The organism is Bdellovibrio sp. 22V, assembly GCF_030169785.1.
Taxonomy (GTDB): domain Bacteria; phylum Bdellovibrionota; class Bdellovibrionia; order Bdellovibrionales; family Bdellovibrionaceae; genus Bdellovibrio.
In genome coordinates this window covers 2,905,965-2,922,446 of record NZ_CP125854.1, presented here as the reverse complement: position 1 = coordinate 2,922,446, position 16,482 = coordinate 2,905,965, and the positions used below count along the sequence as shown (strand labels likewise).

Below are 16,482 nucleotides of genomic sequence, written 5' to 3'. Positions count from 1 at the left end.
TTACGCGGCACGTTTGACAAGATTTAAGACCTCTATTATGCCTTTTTGTGATTTGCGAGGTCGAAAAATATGAATCAAGAGTGGACCCTAAAAAAAGAAATTCTTCGTATGGTCGTCGGATTCAAAAGATTCCGCGATCGCTTTTTTAAAGAAGAGCATTCGCTTTACGACCGTCTTGCCAGCTCCGGCCAACGTCCTAAAACCTTGATGATTGCCTGCAGTGACTCTCGTGTTGATCCCGCGATTCTTTTTTCTTCTTCTCCCGGTGAAATGTTTGTTATCCGCAACGTTGCGAACTTGGTTCCTCCGTTTGAATCCGACCGCGGCTTCCACGGGGTGAGTGCGGCGATTGAATTTGCCGTTGTGAATCTTCAGGTTGAGAACATCGTTGTATTAGGTCACCGTCAGTGCGGCGGCATTCGCGCTTTGTTTGAACCACAAAACGTCAAGCAGGGCGGATTCGTCGCGCAGTGGATGAGTATTGCGAAGGATGCGAAACAAAAATCTTTGACGAAAAATCCTCATGCGGACACGGATACGTTGTGCCGCGAGTGCGAGCGTGATTCTATTGTGATCTCTTTACAAAATCTTCGCACGTTCCCGTTCATTGAAGAAGCGATTCAAAAAAACGGTCTGCAACTTTTCGGCGTCTATTTCGATCTTGAAAGTGGGCAGCTCTGGCACTATGACGACTCTTCCGACGCTTTCCAAGAAGTCGATTTCTCCGTTCTAAAAAATCAACGTTAATATTTACTTCATTCGTCTAAAGCTGGATGAAAGTACCATGTTAAGTCTTAGCTATGTGCGAATTGCAAGTGGCAATTCGCGCAATCCTTTAGGGGCAAGTCGCCTCTGCTTTGTTATTTCGCGCGCTCTTCTGCAAATAAGCCCTCAGTGACCGCTGTTTACTCTGGCCCTCTTTTCGCTTCGTAAAGGGTGCGCAGGATTGCGTGCTGACTATTAACAAATGGCAAAGGAGAAGGTCATGATTCACTCAAACATTCCTCAAGGTGACTGGAGCAAAGTCAAAAGCGAAATTCAAAAACAGTGGAGCAAACTGAGCAGCAGTGACTTAGAGAATACCCATGGCGATGTTGAAGCCATTTCTGAGTTGGTGCAGGAAAAATACAATCTGCAACCGGATGAAGCCGAAGAAAAACTGGATGAAGTTATTGAACGCTGTGGAACGGCGGCGGGCTCCCACTCTGTGTCGGGTTCGTCCTCTCAAAATATGAGTTCGTCACGAGGCTCGCAATCTCAATCGCAACAACAATCCAGCTCTCGCAGCTCGGGTGAATTTACACAAGGATCAAAAAATGCAGGTCAGCAACAATCAAGACAAACGGGAGATTCCGGCGCGTCTCGTTCGGGCTCGAACCAATCAATGCAAAGCGGCTCAACTCAACAGCAACGCGGTCAAAGCAGCCAATCCCAAACATCGGGATCACAACAAGCCGGATCCCAGTCGGGATCGCAACAATTCAGTCAAGGTTCCCGAGATTCCAGTGGATCCCGCGGCAGTTCGCAAGAACCACGAGATTCACGAGGAGGAGGACAGTCGTCTTCGTCGGGAGAAACGCGACAAACCGGAAATCAAGGACGATCCAGTTCATCCAACCCAAGCTCCGGAGATCAAAGAGGATCCTCATCGAATCAGGGAAGACAAGACAAGCGCAGTTAATTTCTATTAAGGAAATTGCAACCAGCAAGGAGCTTCAGAGGTTCCTTGCTGGGACTTTCAGAGAAAGGATGTGTCTATGAACTCAAAGCTGATTTTTGCCCTGACTGTTTTTATTCTCAGTTTAGCGGCATCGCAAGCAGAGGCGGCCATTGATTCTGCCACCGAAAAAGCGTCGCGCGCTTTGGGAGCTGCTATGGCCACGGAAATTTCTTTTAAAGAAGGCAGCGCGGATCTTAACGATCGTGCAAAAAAAGAAATTCAAGACATCATCGCGAAGAGTGGCAACTCCGGAAAAATCGAAGAGGTCAAAGTCGCGGTATGGGCGGATCGAGAATATCCAGCGGCGGATACGCGAGCGTCAGATCAAGACATCGACTTAGCAAAGCGAAGAGCAGACAACATCCGTCGTTATATCAAGAGCGAAACCGCCGTGCGGGATGTTGACGTCTTTAATATGAGTGAAAGACCGAACGCTTTACAAAAGTTTTTGTCGACTCCGGATGCAAAACTAAAAAAGAAAATGGAAAGCAGCGGAGCGGCTCCGCGAACGGATAAAGAAGCAGGCGTTTTCAATCAACGCGCGAAAGCTTCCAAAGCTTTGATTATGGTCTACACCGAATAGGGACTTGGGAAAGGAGTTCGCCATGAAATACATGGGCCTATGCCTGCTATTAGTACTCTTCTTGCTGTCAAACCAGGCGCATGCCGTCGGGTTTTATATCGAGCCCGGAATTACTTACGAGCGCGGAGACAACGAATTGGATTGGCCGGCTCCGTTAAGCAGTTCGACGGGAAATCAGACGGGATTTGGTTTGAACCTGAAGCTCGGCATCCACGTCAATGATGTATTCTTTATGGGGCTTGATGGCTCCTATTCGAAACCTGATTTTGACAACTCGGCAACGAACTATGATGCCGAAGCCGTGTCGACCACTTATGGCGCGATCCTCGGAGCGCAAATGCCCGGAATAGGTCTGCGCATATGGGGCGGTTATATTTTCGGGGGAGATTTGGATCCCGATAAGAGCGGCGACGTTGATTTGAAGTTCACCGGAGCCCATGGTCCCAAGGTCGGTTTAGGATTCCGCATTTTCTTCGTGAGTTTGAATGTCGAGTACATGGATCTTCAATACAACGAATCTGAATTGCAGGAAGCCGGGCCGGTCACGGGAACTTTTGATGAAGACTTAAAAAACAAAGTGGGTCTGATCAGCGTGAGCATTCCTCTGACACTTTAACAACTACAGACTTAGCAGAACGGCGCCAAGACCAATGCCGCAGGCGCCGACAATCTGCAAACGGGAGAGGGACTCTTTAAGGAAGTACGAAAACAAGACGGCGAAAAAAATCGAGGTATTGCGAAGGGAAATGGCAAAGCCCGGCGCTGAAACTTGAAGCCCGTAAAGAAAAATTAAAAAAGAACCTGTCGCCGCAGAACCCGTCACCATCACGGCCCAAGGATGGCGAGTGAGCGTGTGGCGAAGACGCTTGATGGGCTCTTCACGCAAACTCCAAAATAAAAACGGCAGACTGACTAACATCGCGATACAAAACAACGAACGCGGATCCGCTTGTGCTGCTAAAGCCTGGTGATAGCTTAAGTGATACCCGGCGATAAAAACTGCGCTCATCGCAGACCAAAAACTTCCGTTTAAAAGATTGCCGCCCGAAAATCCTTTAAAATTCATCACGACAATACCAAGAAAGATAAGAAAGGCGCCGAAGTACTGAAAAAGGCCCGCAGTCTCTGCAAAGAAAATCGTCGATACCAGCCAGACGATGATCATGGCTCCGCCGCGCATAATGGAATAGGCCTTCCCGAGTGCGGATTCTTTCAAAGCTTTGGCTAAAGTGATAAAGTAAAGCCCCTCGAAAACGCCCGAAAGAACGCTGATCCAACCTACTTTGCCGGAAGGAATTTGAAAGCCGCCATATGTGAGGACGATGCCTAAGGTGATCAGGCCGCTCAGAAGAATCGTGAGGAAAAGAAAGCTTTCCTTGTCTTTTGCTGATTTCGCAATGGCATTCCACGAGGCGTGGAGAAAAGCTGAGAATAAAAGCAAAAGAGGCCCTAAAGTCATGTCATCGTTGTAGGCTTTTTCGCTCTCTGAGGCCAGAAAAAAGTGCCAAATTGCGGTCCGCTTATGATAAATAAGAGGATCTATGAAACTGACGGATCTCGAATTCACTTTTCCTGAGGAGCTGATTGCTACGTCTCCCCAAAGACCTTCACGCGTGATGTGGGTGGATGCTGTCACAGGTCCGCAAGAAATCTCTCTGCAAGAGTTAGTACAGCGTATTCCAGCTGGCGACGTGCTTGTCGTGAATAATACGAAGGTGTTAAAGCGCCGTGTGTTTTCAGGGGATCTGGAAATTCTGTTTCTGAAACAAATGAATGCCACGGACTGGGAAGTTTTATTTCCTTCCAAGAAGTTCAAGCCCGGCGCTGTGATTGAGCTGCCCTTGGGGTTGCAGATGACCTTGATTGAAAAAGGCCGTCCGCAAAAAGTACGTTTGAGCCGTGAAGTCAGCGAAGATTATTTTCAAAAAATCGCAGAGCTTCCACTGCCGCCATATATTCAAAAAGCGCGCGACCAACGCCACACGGTGGAGGCCGACGAGTCCTGGTATCAAACGGCTTGGGCTAAAACGCCGGGCAGTTTTGCAGCACCCACTGCGAGTTTGCATTTTTCCGATCAAGACATGCAGAACTTGCGCGCCCAAGGCGTGCAGATTTGCGAAGTCACTTTGCATGTGGGGCTTGGAACTTTCTTGCCGGTCACGGCGGAAGATCTGAACGATCACGATATGCATGAAGAGTATGTTGAAGTTACGGCCTCTTCCTGGAACACCATTCAAGCCGCGCGGGCGGCAGGAAAAAAAGTGTGGGCGCTGGGCACCACCTCGACACGTTCTTTGGAAAGCGTGGGGCAGGGGCTTCTTTCCGGATCTGATTCGGAAGGATATCGCGGCTTCACAAAACTTCTGATTCAACCGGGATATAAATTTAAAATCGTCGATTATCTCCTGACGAATTTCCATCAGCCGCAATCAACGCTCTTGGCGTTAGTGGCGGGATTTTCGTCTCTAGAAAGAGTTAAAGCTTGCTATCAATGGGCTATTGAGAGAAAGTTCCGGCTCTTCTCTTACGGAGATTTAACGTGCTGGTCCCGCTCGGCGGGCTCCGCGGATGCCGGCTCGGCGGATGCCGGCAGTGCTGGAGCGCCTGCAGGCGCGGAAGCTGAAGCAGCTCTCAAATTGAAATGAGTGAAATATGTTGGACGGAAAACAAACTATGACCACAGGTGAATTCAAAGTTCATCAAACAGAAGGCAACGCTCGCCGTGCGACTCTGATGACGGCGCATGGTCCCGTGCAGACACCCGTTTTCATGGCGGTAGGTACCAAGGCGACTGTAAAAGCGATGACTCCGGAAGAGCTTAAAGATTGCGGCACTCAGGTTGTCCTCGGCAACACGTATCACTTGCATTTGCGTCCTGGCGAAAAGACCATTAAAAAAATGGGCGGTTTGCACAAGTTCATGAACTGGCACGGCCCGATCTTGACGGACTCTGGCGGCTTTCAGGTTTTCTCTCTTTCACAACTTCGTAATATGTCCGAAGAGGGCGTGGAGTTCCGTTCGCATCTTGATGGAGCGAAACATTTTATTTCTCCGGAAAAAAGTATGGAGATTCAAATGGACCTGGGCTCCGATATCATCATGGCTTTTGATGAATGCCTTCAGTATCCGGCGACGGAAGAAGAGATCGATAAATCTATGGCTCTTACGTATCGTTGGCTTTTGCGTTCAAAAGCGGCGATGACTCGCAAAGAAAGTCTTTTGTTTGGGATCGTGCAAGGGGGCTTGAGTCTGCCGCATCGTTTGAAGTCCATGGAGCAAATTTGCTCCGTCGATCTTCCGGGTTATGCTTTAGGCGGATTCAGCGTCGGTGAACCGATTCACTTGATGCACGAACTTCTTCCGCATGTGGCGCCAAGAATGCCGGCAAATAAACCGCGCTATTTGATGGGCGTTGGAACGCCGACGGATTTGATCATTGCGATTGATTCAGGAATCGATATGTTTGACTGCGTCATGCCTACAAGAGTGGCACGCAATGGAACGATCTTTACTTGGCGAGGCAAAGTCAGCATTAAAAGAGCGGAATATCGCGAAGACAGTTCTCCGCTGGATCCTGAATGCGATTGTTACACTTGTACAAACTATACAAAGGCGTACCTTCGTCACTTATTCTTGAGTGGTGAAATTTTGGGCTCGCGCTTGAACACGATTCACAATATTCATTTCTATATGAAGTTGATGGAACGTGCTCGTAAGGCCATCGAAGAAGGTCGTTGGGCGGAGTTCAGAGACGACTGTTTGACACGATTCGTAAAGAAGGACAGCTAGACTTAAATATTGATTCTTCCTAAGAATAATGCTGAATTTTACTGTCAGTAAAAATTGGAGGAATCAATGTTATTCGGACTTCTTGTATCGACAGCTCATGCGCAAACAGCTCCTGGCGGGCAGCCTTCTGCCTTTGAAATGTTTGTGCCTTTTATCTTTATCTTCGTGATTTTCTATTTCCTCATCATCCGCCCTCAAGCGAAAAGACAAAAGGAACATCAGAAATTCTTGTCCGAAGTTAAGCGTGGTGACGAAGTGATCACGTCCTCCGGTATCTTGGGTCGTGTTGAAGGAATCAACGAGCAATTTGTTACTTTGGAAATCGCTGACGGCGTTAAAGTAAAAATGCTTCGCAGCCAAATTGCTACATCTCAGAAAGCAGCAACAGCAGAGGAAAAGAAATAATGGAAGGACTTCGTTGGAGATCAGCTCTCGCGGTTATAGGTGTTGTGGCAGCCCTAGTTTGGGTTATGCCAAACGTGGTGAACTTTGGTGAAAAATCTTGGTGGCCATCTAAGCAAAAATTGAACTACGGCTTGGATATCCAAGGTGGTTTGCATCTTGTTATGGGCGTGGACGTTGACGGCGTTGTTAAAGAAAGCCTCAATCGTTTGATGACTTCCATGAAAGCAGAGATGCAAAAGGAAAATGTTGCATTTGCTGACATCAAGTCTGAAAAGCCGGAACAAGGTGAAATGACGATCACAGTGGCAAACGCAACGGATCGTGCTGCGATTGAGCAGTTCCTTTCTTCGAAATACAATACAGTGCTACAAGTGATGGGAACGACAGATACGTCTGTAACGGCTCGTTACTTTGATGCTTACTTGAATGAGTACAAAAATCGCGTGATCCAACAGGCGATTGAAACGATCCGTAACCGTATCGACGAATTCGGTGTGGCGGAGCCTTCTATCTCTCAACAAGGCGCCAACCGCATTTTGATTCAGCTTCCGGGTATGGCTGATGCGGAAAAAGCAAAACAGCTTATCAATACAACGGCGAAGTTGGACTTCATGATTGTGTCTACGGAAAAAACTCCGCAAGAACTTCAAGCAATGATCGCGGAAGCTGAAAAAGCAGGGAACTACTCAATGGAGACATTGAAGTACTCTGACTACGTAACGCGCGTGAACGAAGATCTTAAAGGAAAGCTGCCGGAAAAAACGGTTGTTTATTTCGAGAAGTCTGCCAATGCGACAACAATGGAAGCAGGCGCAGTTCCTTATCTTTTGAAAACGGACACGGATCTTGGCGGTGGCGCACTTGATGACGCTTTCGTTGGTTACGACCAATACAATATGCCGCAAGTTTCTTTGAACTTTAACGCTGCTGGGGCTGCGAAGTTCGCAGACTTGACGGGCGCAAACGTTGGCAAACAAATGGCCATCGTGCTTGATAAAGTTGTAAAATCAGCGCCAAGCATTCGTGATCGTATCGCGGGTGGTTCTGCGGTTGTTACTTTGGGCGGAAATCGTGACCGTAACCAAATGATGGATGAAGCGAAAATGATTTCAACGGCTCTTCGTGCGGGTGCTTTGCCTGCTTCTTTGGAGCAATTGGAAGAAAGACGTGTGGGTCCGACATTGGGTGCGGATGCCATCAATAAAGCGAAGATGGGATCTTATGTAGGCGCTTTGATCGTCGTCTTGTTCATGGTTATCTACTACCGTTCTATGGGAGCTATCGCGAGCGTGGCGTTGGGAATCAACATCCTTTCAATCTTCGCTTTGTTGACAAGCTTCGGCGCGACTCTGACTTTGCCAGGTATTGCGGGTATCGCTTTGACTGTCGGCTTTGCTGTCGATGCGAACGTTCTGATCAATGAGCGTATCAAGGAAGAGCTGAGACTGGGACATAGTATTAAGGTGGCTGTGAAAGAAGGTTACCATCGTGCGATGTCTGCGATCATCGATGCCAACGTGACGACAGCGGCAACAGCTGTGGTTCTTTTGTACTTCGGTACAGGTCCGGTGCGTGGTTTTGCGGTGACTCTTTTGATCGGTATCGTAACTTCTATGTTCGCGAACGTATTCGTATCTAAAGTGATCGTTGATACGCTTGTGAATAAATTCAACTTCAAGAAGCTTTCGGTTTAGTAGGTGAGTATGGCTAACAATAATAAAGTAGAATCTTTTGGCCGTTTTGATTTTGTTGGTAAAGCTTGGTTCTTCGGCGGTATTTCACTGCTTTTGGTCGTAGCTTCTTTGATTTACTTGGGTGTTCACGGGATCACTTACGGTATCGACTTTAAAGGTGGTACTGAGATTCAAGTGAAGTTCGCTCAACCGGTCACCATCGACCAAGTTCGTGGTGCCGTTGACGAATTGAAGTTGGGTGACGTGGGTGTTCAGTCTTTCGGTGAAGGCAACGAATTCATCGTGCGATTCCAAGGAAGACAAGGCGCGACTGACAAAGAAACGAATGAAATTTTGAATGCGGATATTTCTAAAATCCGTGAAAAAATCACGACGGCTTTTGCTGCCGCAGGCCCTGATATCCGCCGCGTGGATACAGTGGGACCTCAAGTGGGTGCCGAGTTGAAGCGTAACGGTGTGTTGGCGGTATTTTACTGTCTTCTCGTTATCTTGATCTACGTGGCTCTTCGTTTCGACTATAAATTTGCTCCGGGTGCAGTTCTTTGCTTGTTCCACGATGCTGTGATCACGTTGGCTGTGTTCGTGGCTGTTGGGAAAGAAGTGAACGTATCTATCTTGGCAGCGATCATGACTTTGATTGGTTTCTCTCTGAACGATACGATCGTCGTATTTGACCGTATCCGCGAAGTGGAAGGTCACGAGCATGGTAAAGGTTTTGGATTTATCATCAATAAATCCATCAACGAAATGTTGGTTCGTACATTGATTACGTCAGGAACGACTTTCGTTTCTGCATTGTGCTTGTACATCTTTGCTGATGGAACTGTTGAAGACATCGCGTTCTCTATCTGCATCGGTATCTTCTTCGGTACTTACTCATCTATTTACGTAGCCGCTCCGCTTGTTCTTCTTATGGACAAGTTGAATCTAAAAAAGGCTGCTAAGCCCGCAAGAGCTTAAAAAGGAATGCATGAATCCTCTATGGAAGCCGCGAGACTCATCAACTGAAGTGGAAACTCCTTCGCATGTCGAAGGTCAGTGGCCGCCTCTGATTGGCAAGATTTTAGCGGCGCGAGGATTCGCAGAGTCAGGGGATGTAGAAAAACTTCTCTTCCCCAAGCTCGCGGACTTGAAAGATCCTCTTTTGATGAAGGGGATGTCTCAAGCCCTTGAGCGCATCAGTCAGGCTTATCTCAATAAAGAAAAAATCTGTATCTATGCCGACTTCGATTTGGACGGGACTTCGGGCCTGGCTTTGTTGAAGACAGGCTTATTGGCTTTGGGTTTCCCTGAGGTTTTGCACTATCAGCCGAAGCGCCTTTCTGAAGGTTACGGCTTTCATGCGGCGGCGGTTGAAGAGCTGCAAAAGCAGGGTGTGTCTTTAATTATTACTGTCGACGTCGGAATTACGGCTCATGCCGCGATCAATAAAGCTAAAGAGATCGGTGTTGATGTTATTCTGACGGATCACCATTTGCCGGCGGATACTATTCCTGAGGCATATGTTGTTGTGAATCCCAATCAAGGGGATTGTCCCTCGGGATTAGGTTATCTTTGTGGTGCGGGGGTGGCGTTTTATCTTTTGCGCGGCCTCAAAAGGCACTTTCAAGATCATCCGCAACTTCCTAAAAACAATTGGGATTTAAAAGAGGTTCTTGATTATTTCACGATTGGTACATTGACCGATATGGTGCCTCTGGTGGACGACAACCGCGTTTTGGTGAAGCACGGTCTTATGAAGTTGGCGGAGACCAAAAAAGCCGGACTTCGAGCATTACTTGAAGAGTTGGATTTGGTGGATCGTCCTTTGACAAGTCAGGATGTGGCGATTCGTTTTGCTCCGAAATTGAATGCTCTTTCTCGTATGGAGTCGGGTGTTCTGCCTATTGATATTTTCTTGCTGGATGAGCCTAAAAAAGCCCGCGATATGGTTCGCGAAGTAATGAAGAACAATTCCACGCGCGTGCAGCTACAAAACGATGCGGAAGTGGAAGCTCAAGAAATACTTAAAGGTTGGCAGTATAAAGACTTTGTTTTCGTGGCTTCGCGAAACTTTCATCGGGGTGTTGTTGGCTTGATCGCCACCAAGCTCACGCAAGTCTTTAACAAGCCTGCGTTTGTAGGTTCTTTGGGTGACGATGGTATGATTGTGGGAAGTGCGCGACTGCCGCAGGGGCAGGAAGCTTGCCTGGTTCAGGCCATGTCATCAGCACAAGAGCTCTTAAGTCGTTTCGGTGGGCACTCGGCCGCTGCGGGATTTGAAATTGCTGAAACGCGTGTGAGTTCTTTTATCGAAAAGCTGAACGGACACTTTTCAGATCTTCGGGAAAAACCGAAGCCGCTGGAAATTTTCTATGACGTCGAAGCTCAGCTGTCAGAGGTGGGAGCACCTTTGATGAAGTGGTACGATTTCGTCGGCCCATTTGGTGCGGGCTTTTCGATTCCTTTGATTCATTTTTCCAACATCCAGGTTCTTTCTAAAAGGGACCTGAAGGGTGGTCATCTTCGTTTGAAAATTTCTGACGGTGAGGGAAAGTCTTCGGCGGAAGCTTTGTTGTTTACGCCAACACCTCGGCAGTTAGAAACTTTGCAGAATGTTCCTGGCTTCTATAATATTTTAGGAGAGCTGCAGTGGAACTATTTTGCAGGTCAAAAAACAGTTCAGATTCTTATTCGTGATCTAAAGGCTGCAACATGAAACCAAAAAAGAAAGTGGTCGTTCTTTTATCGGCGGGTTTAGACTCGACGGTGAATGCGTTTGAGGCTATCAAACATCATCATGAGGTCGTTCTTGCATTGACCTTCAATTATGGTCAAAGAGCGGCGCAAAAAGAGGTGGAGTGCTCGGCGAAAATCGCCGCTCACCTGAAGATTCCACACAAGGTTGTGGAGTTGCCCTGGTTTAAAGATTTCAATAAATCGTCATTGCTTGTTGAGTCCGAAGAGGTGCCAACAGGAGCCGCTGTAGAAATCGACAATATGGAAAAATCCACACAAAGTGCGAAGTCCGTGTGGGTTCCAAACCGCAATGGGATCTTTTTGAATATTGCGGCGGCTTTCGCCGAGGCTTTGGGAGCGGACGCCGTTATCCCGGGTTTTAACGCGGAAGAAGCGGCGACTTTTCCCGACAACTCGCGGGAGTTTTTGGAGCAGGCGACGAAATCTCTTTGGTATTCGACGGCCAATCACGTGACTGTCGGTTGTTACACCGCTCATCTTAAAAAACCCGACATTGTTCGTTTGGGACAAGGATTGAAAGTTCCTTGGGAGTTGATCTGGCCTTGTTACTTCTCGGGCGATCAATGGTGCGGGCAGTGCGAATCTTGTCAAAGATCGAAACGAGCCTTTGCTTCCGCCAATATTAATGTCGCCTCTCTTTTTAAGGAGTAGATATGCACACGCATTTTATCGAAAAGAATTTTGCCTATGACGGAACTCAGCTGCGTTCGTTATTTGGCTATTTGGATCACGGTATTTTGGGACCTTCGATTGTTTCTTGGCGTGGGCCTTGCTCTATTTCCTTTGATCACATGGTTGATGGCGAAGACCTTTTGGCAAAAGCCGTCATTCAAGGCGATGAGATGCTTCATTTTATTATCGAAGTCTTTGATCGCGACTTGTTTGCGGGCGTTTCGCTGCAAAGACTTTTTGCTTCTATCAGCAAAGACTATCTCCAGAAAAATGCCAAGGCGGGCTTAGGGGAGGCCTCTCTTCATCGGGATGGCGATGATATTTATCTAGGCGATCGCAAACTGAGTATCAGTATTGCGACGAAGTCTCCGGTATCTACGCTGGTGCATTTTGCAATGAATATCACCAATAAAGGAACGCCGGTTCGTACGTTGTCTCTGGAAGATTTAAAATTAGATCCTCGCCGTGTGGCCGAGGACCTCATGACATCTTTTAGAAACGAGTATGTTTCCATCGTCACGGCGACGCAAAAAGTGCGCCCCGTTCCTTAACTAAGGTTGTAGTAATCTTAAGGGACAGGACTTAGCCTTTTTCTTTAGCCTTGATGTAGGCCTCGCGAAGCCACAGGCGGATGTGTTTCAAATACATGTCTTTCATACCGAAAAAAACGAAGTGATTTAGGAAATAATCAGCGCCTTTATCTTTCTCAGTGAAATTCACTGTGCCTATGATTTCAGGCGTATCCACTTCTTCGGGACGCCATAAAACGAACTCTCTAAAAGCGCCGGTGCTGATTGCGCGATAATATTTCAGGACAAGTCCTGCTTCAGAGATTTGTGTGATCTCGACGGGGTTGGCGACTTTTAATGTGCTTTTATCATTGATGCTGGCGACAGAAGCGGGCGCTTTGTTCACAAGGCTTGAGTACTGCGAAAGAGTTTTTTTAAAGATGTATCCCTTATCAAGAGGCGTAAAAAAGATTTCTTTAATCCATAAAGAAAGATTTTTAATTTCATCAATGGGGATCTTTTTTCTGGAAACAATAAAGAGTTCCGGCTGACGATACTCCGTCGTGTGTTTCTTCGCGCGTTCTTTCAGGTACTCGCAAATCTGTTCCCATCTTCTTTGCTTTTCAATTTCAAAAATCTGATAGTTCGAAAACACCAGATCGAATTGCGCCGGTAATTCTTGTTTATTGGGAGTGTCCTTGTCCGCAAGATCCGACAAAAGCTGTCCATAATGCGAGTAAGAGAAGACCTCCACGTTGCTAAATTTTTCCGAAAGAAAACCTTTCATTTCAACGTTTAAAGGCATGTCCTCGTCTAAAATCAAAACTTTTAGAGGGTTGCCGTGCGTGTTTTGGACGTCTTTGGCTTCGTGATTTTTATCTTGAAGAATGGTGCGGCGAATTTGGCTGATTTGATCGTTGTCAGCGCCGAAAAAATAAAACTCACACAGGAATTCTTTGGGCGAAAGCTCTTTGCAAGAGTTGCAATAGGCGAAGATGCTGCGCTTGTTTCCGCTCTTAAAAGAATCACTGTAATACTTAGTCATCGCGCCCAGTTTGATTTCGTGATTGTTCAAAGTCGTAAAGCCGATTTCGGAGATGCTATTTAAGGAAACTTCCTTAAGCATTTCGATGGTTGAATGGATTTTCATCGCAGCGACCGTGGATGTGTTTACCGGGTGATGTCCAGTCAGGGCGTACTCAAGGTGCTGTTTAAGAATCAGCTTGTCGAATGGCTTAAAAATCACATTGTTGATGATGCGTTCTTCCGCGAGTCCGATGTCGAAATCCGGGCTGTCAAAGGCGGTAAGAACTAAAGCCGTTGGCTCCTGGGGGGAGCACATTTTCTTTCGCAAAAAGAATTCTTGAGCCCGTTTTATCAGGCCGATGTTCTGAACGCCTAAAAATTCATTTTTTGCGACAACAAGACGCAGCTCATGCGTACTCGCGGGTTCGATATCTTCACTTGTATCATCTTTGTATTTTTGGCCACCGGGCGCGAGAGCCTTCGGGCCTTCATGGACCGCAACCTTAAGCCATTCGTGGAATTGTGCTAGGTTGAGAAAAAAGCGAATATGAAGCTTTGGATCTATGCTTTTTAAAGTTTCAAAAAGATCCTTTTGTATACGTTCATCATCTTCGAGCACGTATATGAACTTCATATGAGTTCATTATATCTTAAAGTGAGATGAAAAATGCATTATTTTTTAAGGGGACCTAAAAATAAAGTAAACGGCGCCAATAAGGCATAAACCCGCCCAGAGAAAATCAAGCTTCAGCGGTTGTTTCATATAGAGAACTGAGAACCCCGCAAACACCGCCATGGTGATCACTTCTTGAATGATTTTAAGCTGGGGCAGCGTGAACTGACCGTAGCCCATGCGGTTGGCCGGGACCTGTAGGACGTATTCAAAAAAGGCGATACCCCAGCTGATCAAGATCGCGACCCACAAGGCCGAATCCTTAAACGACTTCAAATGCCCATACCAGGCAAATGTCATAAAGATATTTGAAAGAATAAGAAGTCCGACAGGGGTCGCTGCTTGCATCATGTGGATGACCTTTGATTATAGGCGTGATTGCAAAGCAAGCTTGCAATACGGCGATACTCACTCAAAAGATCTAAGTGGATCGAACTTGTATTGATAGATGTATGCATTCCGCGGTTTAAACGACTGATATGGTTTTCGCGAAGGGTGATCTCTGTTTTTGCAAGATCGCGCTTAAGCTGAATAGCTTCTTCACAAAGTTCTTTATTTTGGTAGGCGTTGATCGCCATCGCCGCAACTTTAACCACCTGTTGGTGCATATTGCAGATCTCCGACCAGCCCTCTTCAGAAAACTCCAATTTCAAAGCATTCTTCTTGATGGCCAAAGCCAGGATATTGATATCAATAGCGTCGGCCGCGCGCTCCAGGTCACTTAAAAACATGATCATATTCATCACGTTTTGGTGAACAACCGTATTGGATTTGTTCGCGTGATCAAGCAAGAACATCTTTGTCTCGCGATACAGGAAATCCACCTTGTTGTCGCGGTCTTTGATGGAATCAAAATCTTTCGGATCATTCGTCTCGAAAAGACGGATCGAGTCTTTAATCATGCCCAGAACGATATCAGCGGTGCGCATGATCTCGCGGTTGGCGTAAGAGACGGCGAGGGCCGAACTTTGATAGTTATTCAAGTTCACGAACTCAGTCCCAAACTCTTCGGAAGCGGCTTTGGGGAACATTTTTTCAATGAGTTCCGCGCCTTTGTTGATGAATGGATAAAAGATCACGGCCGAAAGAACGTTGAAAATCAAATGGGCGTTGGCAATCGAGCGCGCCAGAGTCGTATCGAACGTCAAAAGGAAGTCGATAAAAATCTGTGTGAAGGGATAAAATATCACCACACTGATCGTTTTGTAAAAGAAGTGCGCCCATGCCACTTGGCGGCCGACGTAGTTTCCTCCTGCGGCAGCGATCAAGGCGACCGAAGTCGTTCCGATGTTAGCGCCATAAACCCACAGCATCGCATCGTAGAATGTGATCGCCTTCACCATGGCCAAGCTCATCGCCAAACCGATTGTCACGGCACTGCTTTGAACAAAAGCGCAGAACACGATGGAAATCAGCAACGAATAACCTGGGTTATCACGAACACTTTGGAATAAATCTGTTAAAAGAGGATTTTCCGCAAAATGATGCGAAGAAACTGAGATAAGATTCAAACCCAAGAAAAGAAGACCGAAGCCCATGAAAACAAGAGAGAGATTTTTGAAAACCGTTTTCTTGGCTTTAAAATAAAACGCAAACGCGATCGCAAACGTAGGAAGCGCGTACTGACCCAAATCTAAAGAAATGAATTGCACCGTCAGTGTGGTGCCGATCGCGGTCCCAATGATCACGCCCATCACTTGACGAAGATTGATAACGCGTGCGGAGCCCAGGCCCACGAGCATGGAAGTCACCGCTCCCGAACTTTGCATCAGAGTCGTCAGAATAACGCCTGTAAGAATCGCTAAAAATTTACTCTGCGACAGACGATTTAGCAGGCTTGTGATTTTCCCTGCCATCAATTTCTCAAGAGATGAAGACGCTAAACCCATCCCGTACAAGAACAGCGCGACACCGCTGACAAGGATGATGAAATAGGAGTTATGGGTGTCAATCATGATGCATTATCCAGCTTTTTGTTAAAATGTACTAAGCTCCAAAAGAAAAGAATTGTAGCAATTCCACATGGAATTAGGAAGCCCCAATACTGCGCGTGAAGATAAACGTAAGCGGAAACGAAGGATCCTAAAGTGAAGAAAGAAATGAGCCCGATACGCATCCAGTTCGCACGAATCTCATTGTTGCGCGGTTGGATTTTGTGGGAGTGGCTGATCACTCGAACCACCCCGATCCCCAGATCCGTGGTAATTCCTGTTAAGTGGGTGGTTCTCACAATCGCGCCGAAAGCAGAAGTGATCGTGGCGTTTTGAATTCCGCTCGCCAAACAAAGCGCGGCAAGAAGATAATAATCGCGCGCAAGAAAACTTTCGCCGAATTTCCCGAAGAGCCCCATGTTTCCCGCAACGGCAACCATTCCCGTCAGTGCTAAAATCAAAAACAATACGATCGGGTAAAGAGGACGTCGGCCTGTTTGAATACGGCGATCTACGAAGAACGCCGAAAGCATCGTGCCGCCGATGAAGAATCCCGGAACGGAGAGGGCTCCCAAAGTATGAAACCATTTTCCTTGAGCCGCTTCCGTTCCCACCATCGTGCCGAAGCCTGTGACGTGACTGACGAAGCGATGACAGGCTAAATAGCCGCCCGTATTGATGGCGCCTGCTTGAAAGGCCATCGAGAGCCAGATTGCAACATTCGATCGATTGAAGTGAGAG

17 protein-coding genes are annotated in these 16,482 nt (G+C 47.0%); 12 read left to right on the top strand and 5 right to left on the bottom strand.

Annotated features, from left to right (window positions below):
- Positions 1-69 precede the first annotated feature (69 nt).
- The 4 genes from QJS83_RS14120 (at position 70) to QJS83_RS14105 (ending at position 2,919) form a co-directional block, all read left to right on the top strand.
- Entirely contained in the window at positions 70-747 is a 678-nt protein-coding gene (locus tag QJS83_RS14120; protein WP_284605680.1) for a carbonic anhydrase, read from the top strand.
- Positions 748-985: 238 nt separating this feature from the next.
- On the top strand, positions 986-1,681 hold the full coding sequence (locus tag QJS83_RS14115; RefSeq protein WP_284605678.1) for a CsbD family protein: 696 nt from the start codon (positions 986-988) through the stop codon (positions 1,679-1,681).
- Positions 1,682-1,757: 76 nt separating this feature from the next.
- Positions 1,758-2,303 carry a hypothetical protein gene (locus QJS83_RS14110; RefSeq protein WP_284605676.1) on the top strand — a complete coding sequence of 182 codons (546 nt, stop codon included), beginning with the start codon at positions 1,758-1,760 and terminating at the stop codon, positions 2,301-2,303.
- Positions 2,304-2,325: 22 nt separating this feature from the next.
- The gene (locus tag QJS83_RS14105; protein ID WP_284605675.1) at positions 2,326-2,919 is read left to right on the top strand and encodes an outer membrane beta-barrel protein; all 594 of its coding nucleotides are present in this window, start codon (positions 2,326-2,328) and stop codon (positions 2,917-2,919) included.
- A gap of 3 nt (positions 2,920-2,922) precedes the next feature.
- On the opposite strand, the gene QJS83_RS14100 is transcribed toward QJS83_RS14105, so the two are convergent.
- Positions 2,923-3,762 carry a DMT family transporter gene (locus QJS83_RS14100; protein ID WP_284605673.1) on the bottom strand — a complete coding sequence of 280 codons (840 nt, stop codon included), beginning with the start codon at positions 3,760-3,762 and terminating at the stop codon, positions 2,923-2,925.
- 82 nt (positions 3,763-3,844) lie between these two features.
- Between QJS83_RS14100 and queA the strand changes: the two genes are divergently transcribed.
- The 8 genes from queA (at position 3,845) to QJS83_RS14060 (ending at position 12,153) form a co-directional block, all read left to right on the top strand.
- Positions 3,845-4,948: a tRNA preQ1(34) S-adenosylmethionine ribosyltransferase-isomerase QueA gene (gene queA / locus QJS83_RS14095; RefSeq protein WP_284605671.1), complete on the top strand. Its 1,104-nt coding sequence runs from the start codon at positions 3,845-3,847 to the stop codon at positions 4,946-4,948.
- A 7-nt stretch (positions 4,949-4,955) separates the two neighbouring features.
- Positions 4,956-6,092 carry a tRNA guanosine(34) transglycosylase Tgt gene (tgt, locus tag QJS83_RS14090; protein ID WP_284605670.1) on the top strand — a complete coding sequence of 379 codons (1,137 nt, stop codon included), beginning with the start codon at positions 4,956-4,958 and terminating at the stop codon, positions 6,090-6,092.
- 66 nt (positions 6,093-6,158) lie between these two features.
- Positions 6,159-6,497, top strand: a complete 339-nt coding sequence (gene yajC / locus QJS83_RS14085; protein WP_284605667.1) for a preprotein translocase subunit YajC — start codon at positions 6,159-6,161, stop codon at positions 6,495-6,497.
- Positions 6,497-8,191, top strand: a complete 1,695-nt coding sequence (secD, locus tag QJS83_RS14080) for a protein translocase subunit SecD (protein ID WP_284605664.1) — start codon at positions 6,497-6,499, stop codon at positions 8,189-8,191. The genes yajC and secD overlap by 1 nt, the downstream gene beginning before the upstream one ends.
- Positions 8,192-8,200: 9 nt before the next feature.
- Positions 8,201-9,151: a protein translocase subunit SecF gene (gene secF, locus QJS83_RS14075; RefSeq protein ID WP_284605662.1), complete on the top strand. Its 951-nt coding sequence runs from the start codon at positions 8,201-8,203 to the stop codon at positions 9,149-9,151.
- A gap of 10 nt (positions 9,152-9,161) precedes the next feature.
- The gene (gene recJ, locus QJS83_RS14070) at positions 9,162-10,889 is read left to right on the top strand and encodes a single-stranded-DNA-specific exonuclease RecJ (RefSeq protein ID WP_284605660.1); all 1,728 of its coding nucleotides are present in this window, start codon (positions 9,162-9,164) and stop codon (positions 10,887-10,889) included.
- Positions 10,886-11,581 (top strand): 7-cyano-7-deazaguanine synthase QueC, encoded by a 696-nt coding sequence (gene queC, locus QJS83_RS14065; protein ID WP_284605659.1) that lies wholly within the window; start codon positions 10,886-10,888, stop codon positions 11,579-11,581. Before recJ ends, queC begins: the two co-directional genes overlap by 4 nt.
- 2 nt (positions 11,582-11,583) lie before the next feature.
- Positions 11,584-12,153: a DUF366 family protein gene (locus QJS83_RS14060; protein ID WP_284605658.1), complete on the top strand. Its 570-nt coding sequence runs from the start codon at positions 11,584-11,586 to the stop codon at positions 12,151-12,153.
- Between the two features lie 31 nt (positions 12,154-12,184).
- Here the strand turns inward: QJS83_RS14060 and QJS83_RS14055 are convergent, their stop codons facing one another.
- From QJS83_RS14055 to QJS83_RS14040, 4 genes are read right to left on the bottom strand one after another with little or no spacing between them, the layout of a single operon-like run.
- A complete protein-coding gene (locus tag QJS83_RS14055; protein WP_284605656.1) occupies positions 12,185-13,771 on the bottom strand; it encodes a hypothetical protein in 1,587 nt (528 codons plus the stop codon).
- 45 nt (positions 13,772-13,816) lie between these two features.
- Positions 13,817-14,161 carry a DMT family protein gene (locus QJS83_RS14050; RefSeq protein WP_284605654.1) on the bottom strand — a complete coding sequence of 115 codons (345 nt, stop codon included), beginning with the start codon at positions 14,159-14,161 and terminating at the stop codon, positions 13,817-13,819.
- Positions 14,158-15,765, bottom strand: coding sequence for a Na/Pi cotransporter family protein (locus QJS83_RS14045; protein WP_284605652.1), 1,608 nt, complete (start codon positions 15,763-15,765; stop codon positions 14,158-14,160). The genes QJS83_RS14050 and QJS83_RS14045 overlap by 4 nt, the downstream gene beginning before the upstream one ends.
- The gene (locus QJS83_RS14040; RefSeq protein ID WP_284605650.1) at positions 15,762-16,442 is read right to left on the bottom strand and encodes a YoaK family protein; all 681 of its coding nucleotides are present in this window, start codon (positions 16,440-16,442) and stop codon (positions 15,762-15,764) included. Before QJS83_RS14040 ends, QJS83_RS14045 begins: the two co-directional genes overlap by 4 nt.
- Positions 16,443-16,482 lie beyond the last annotated feature (40 nt).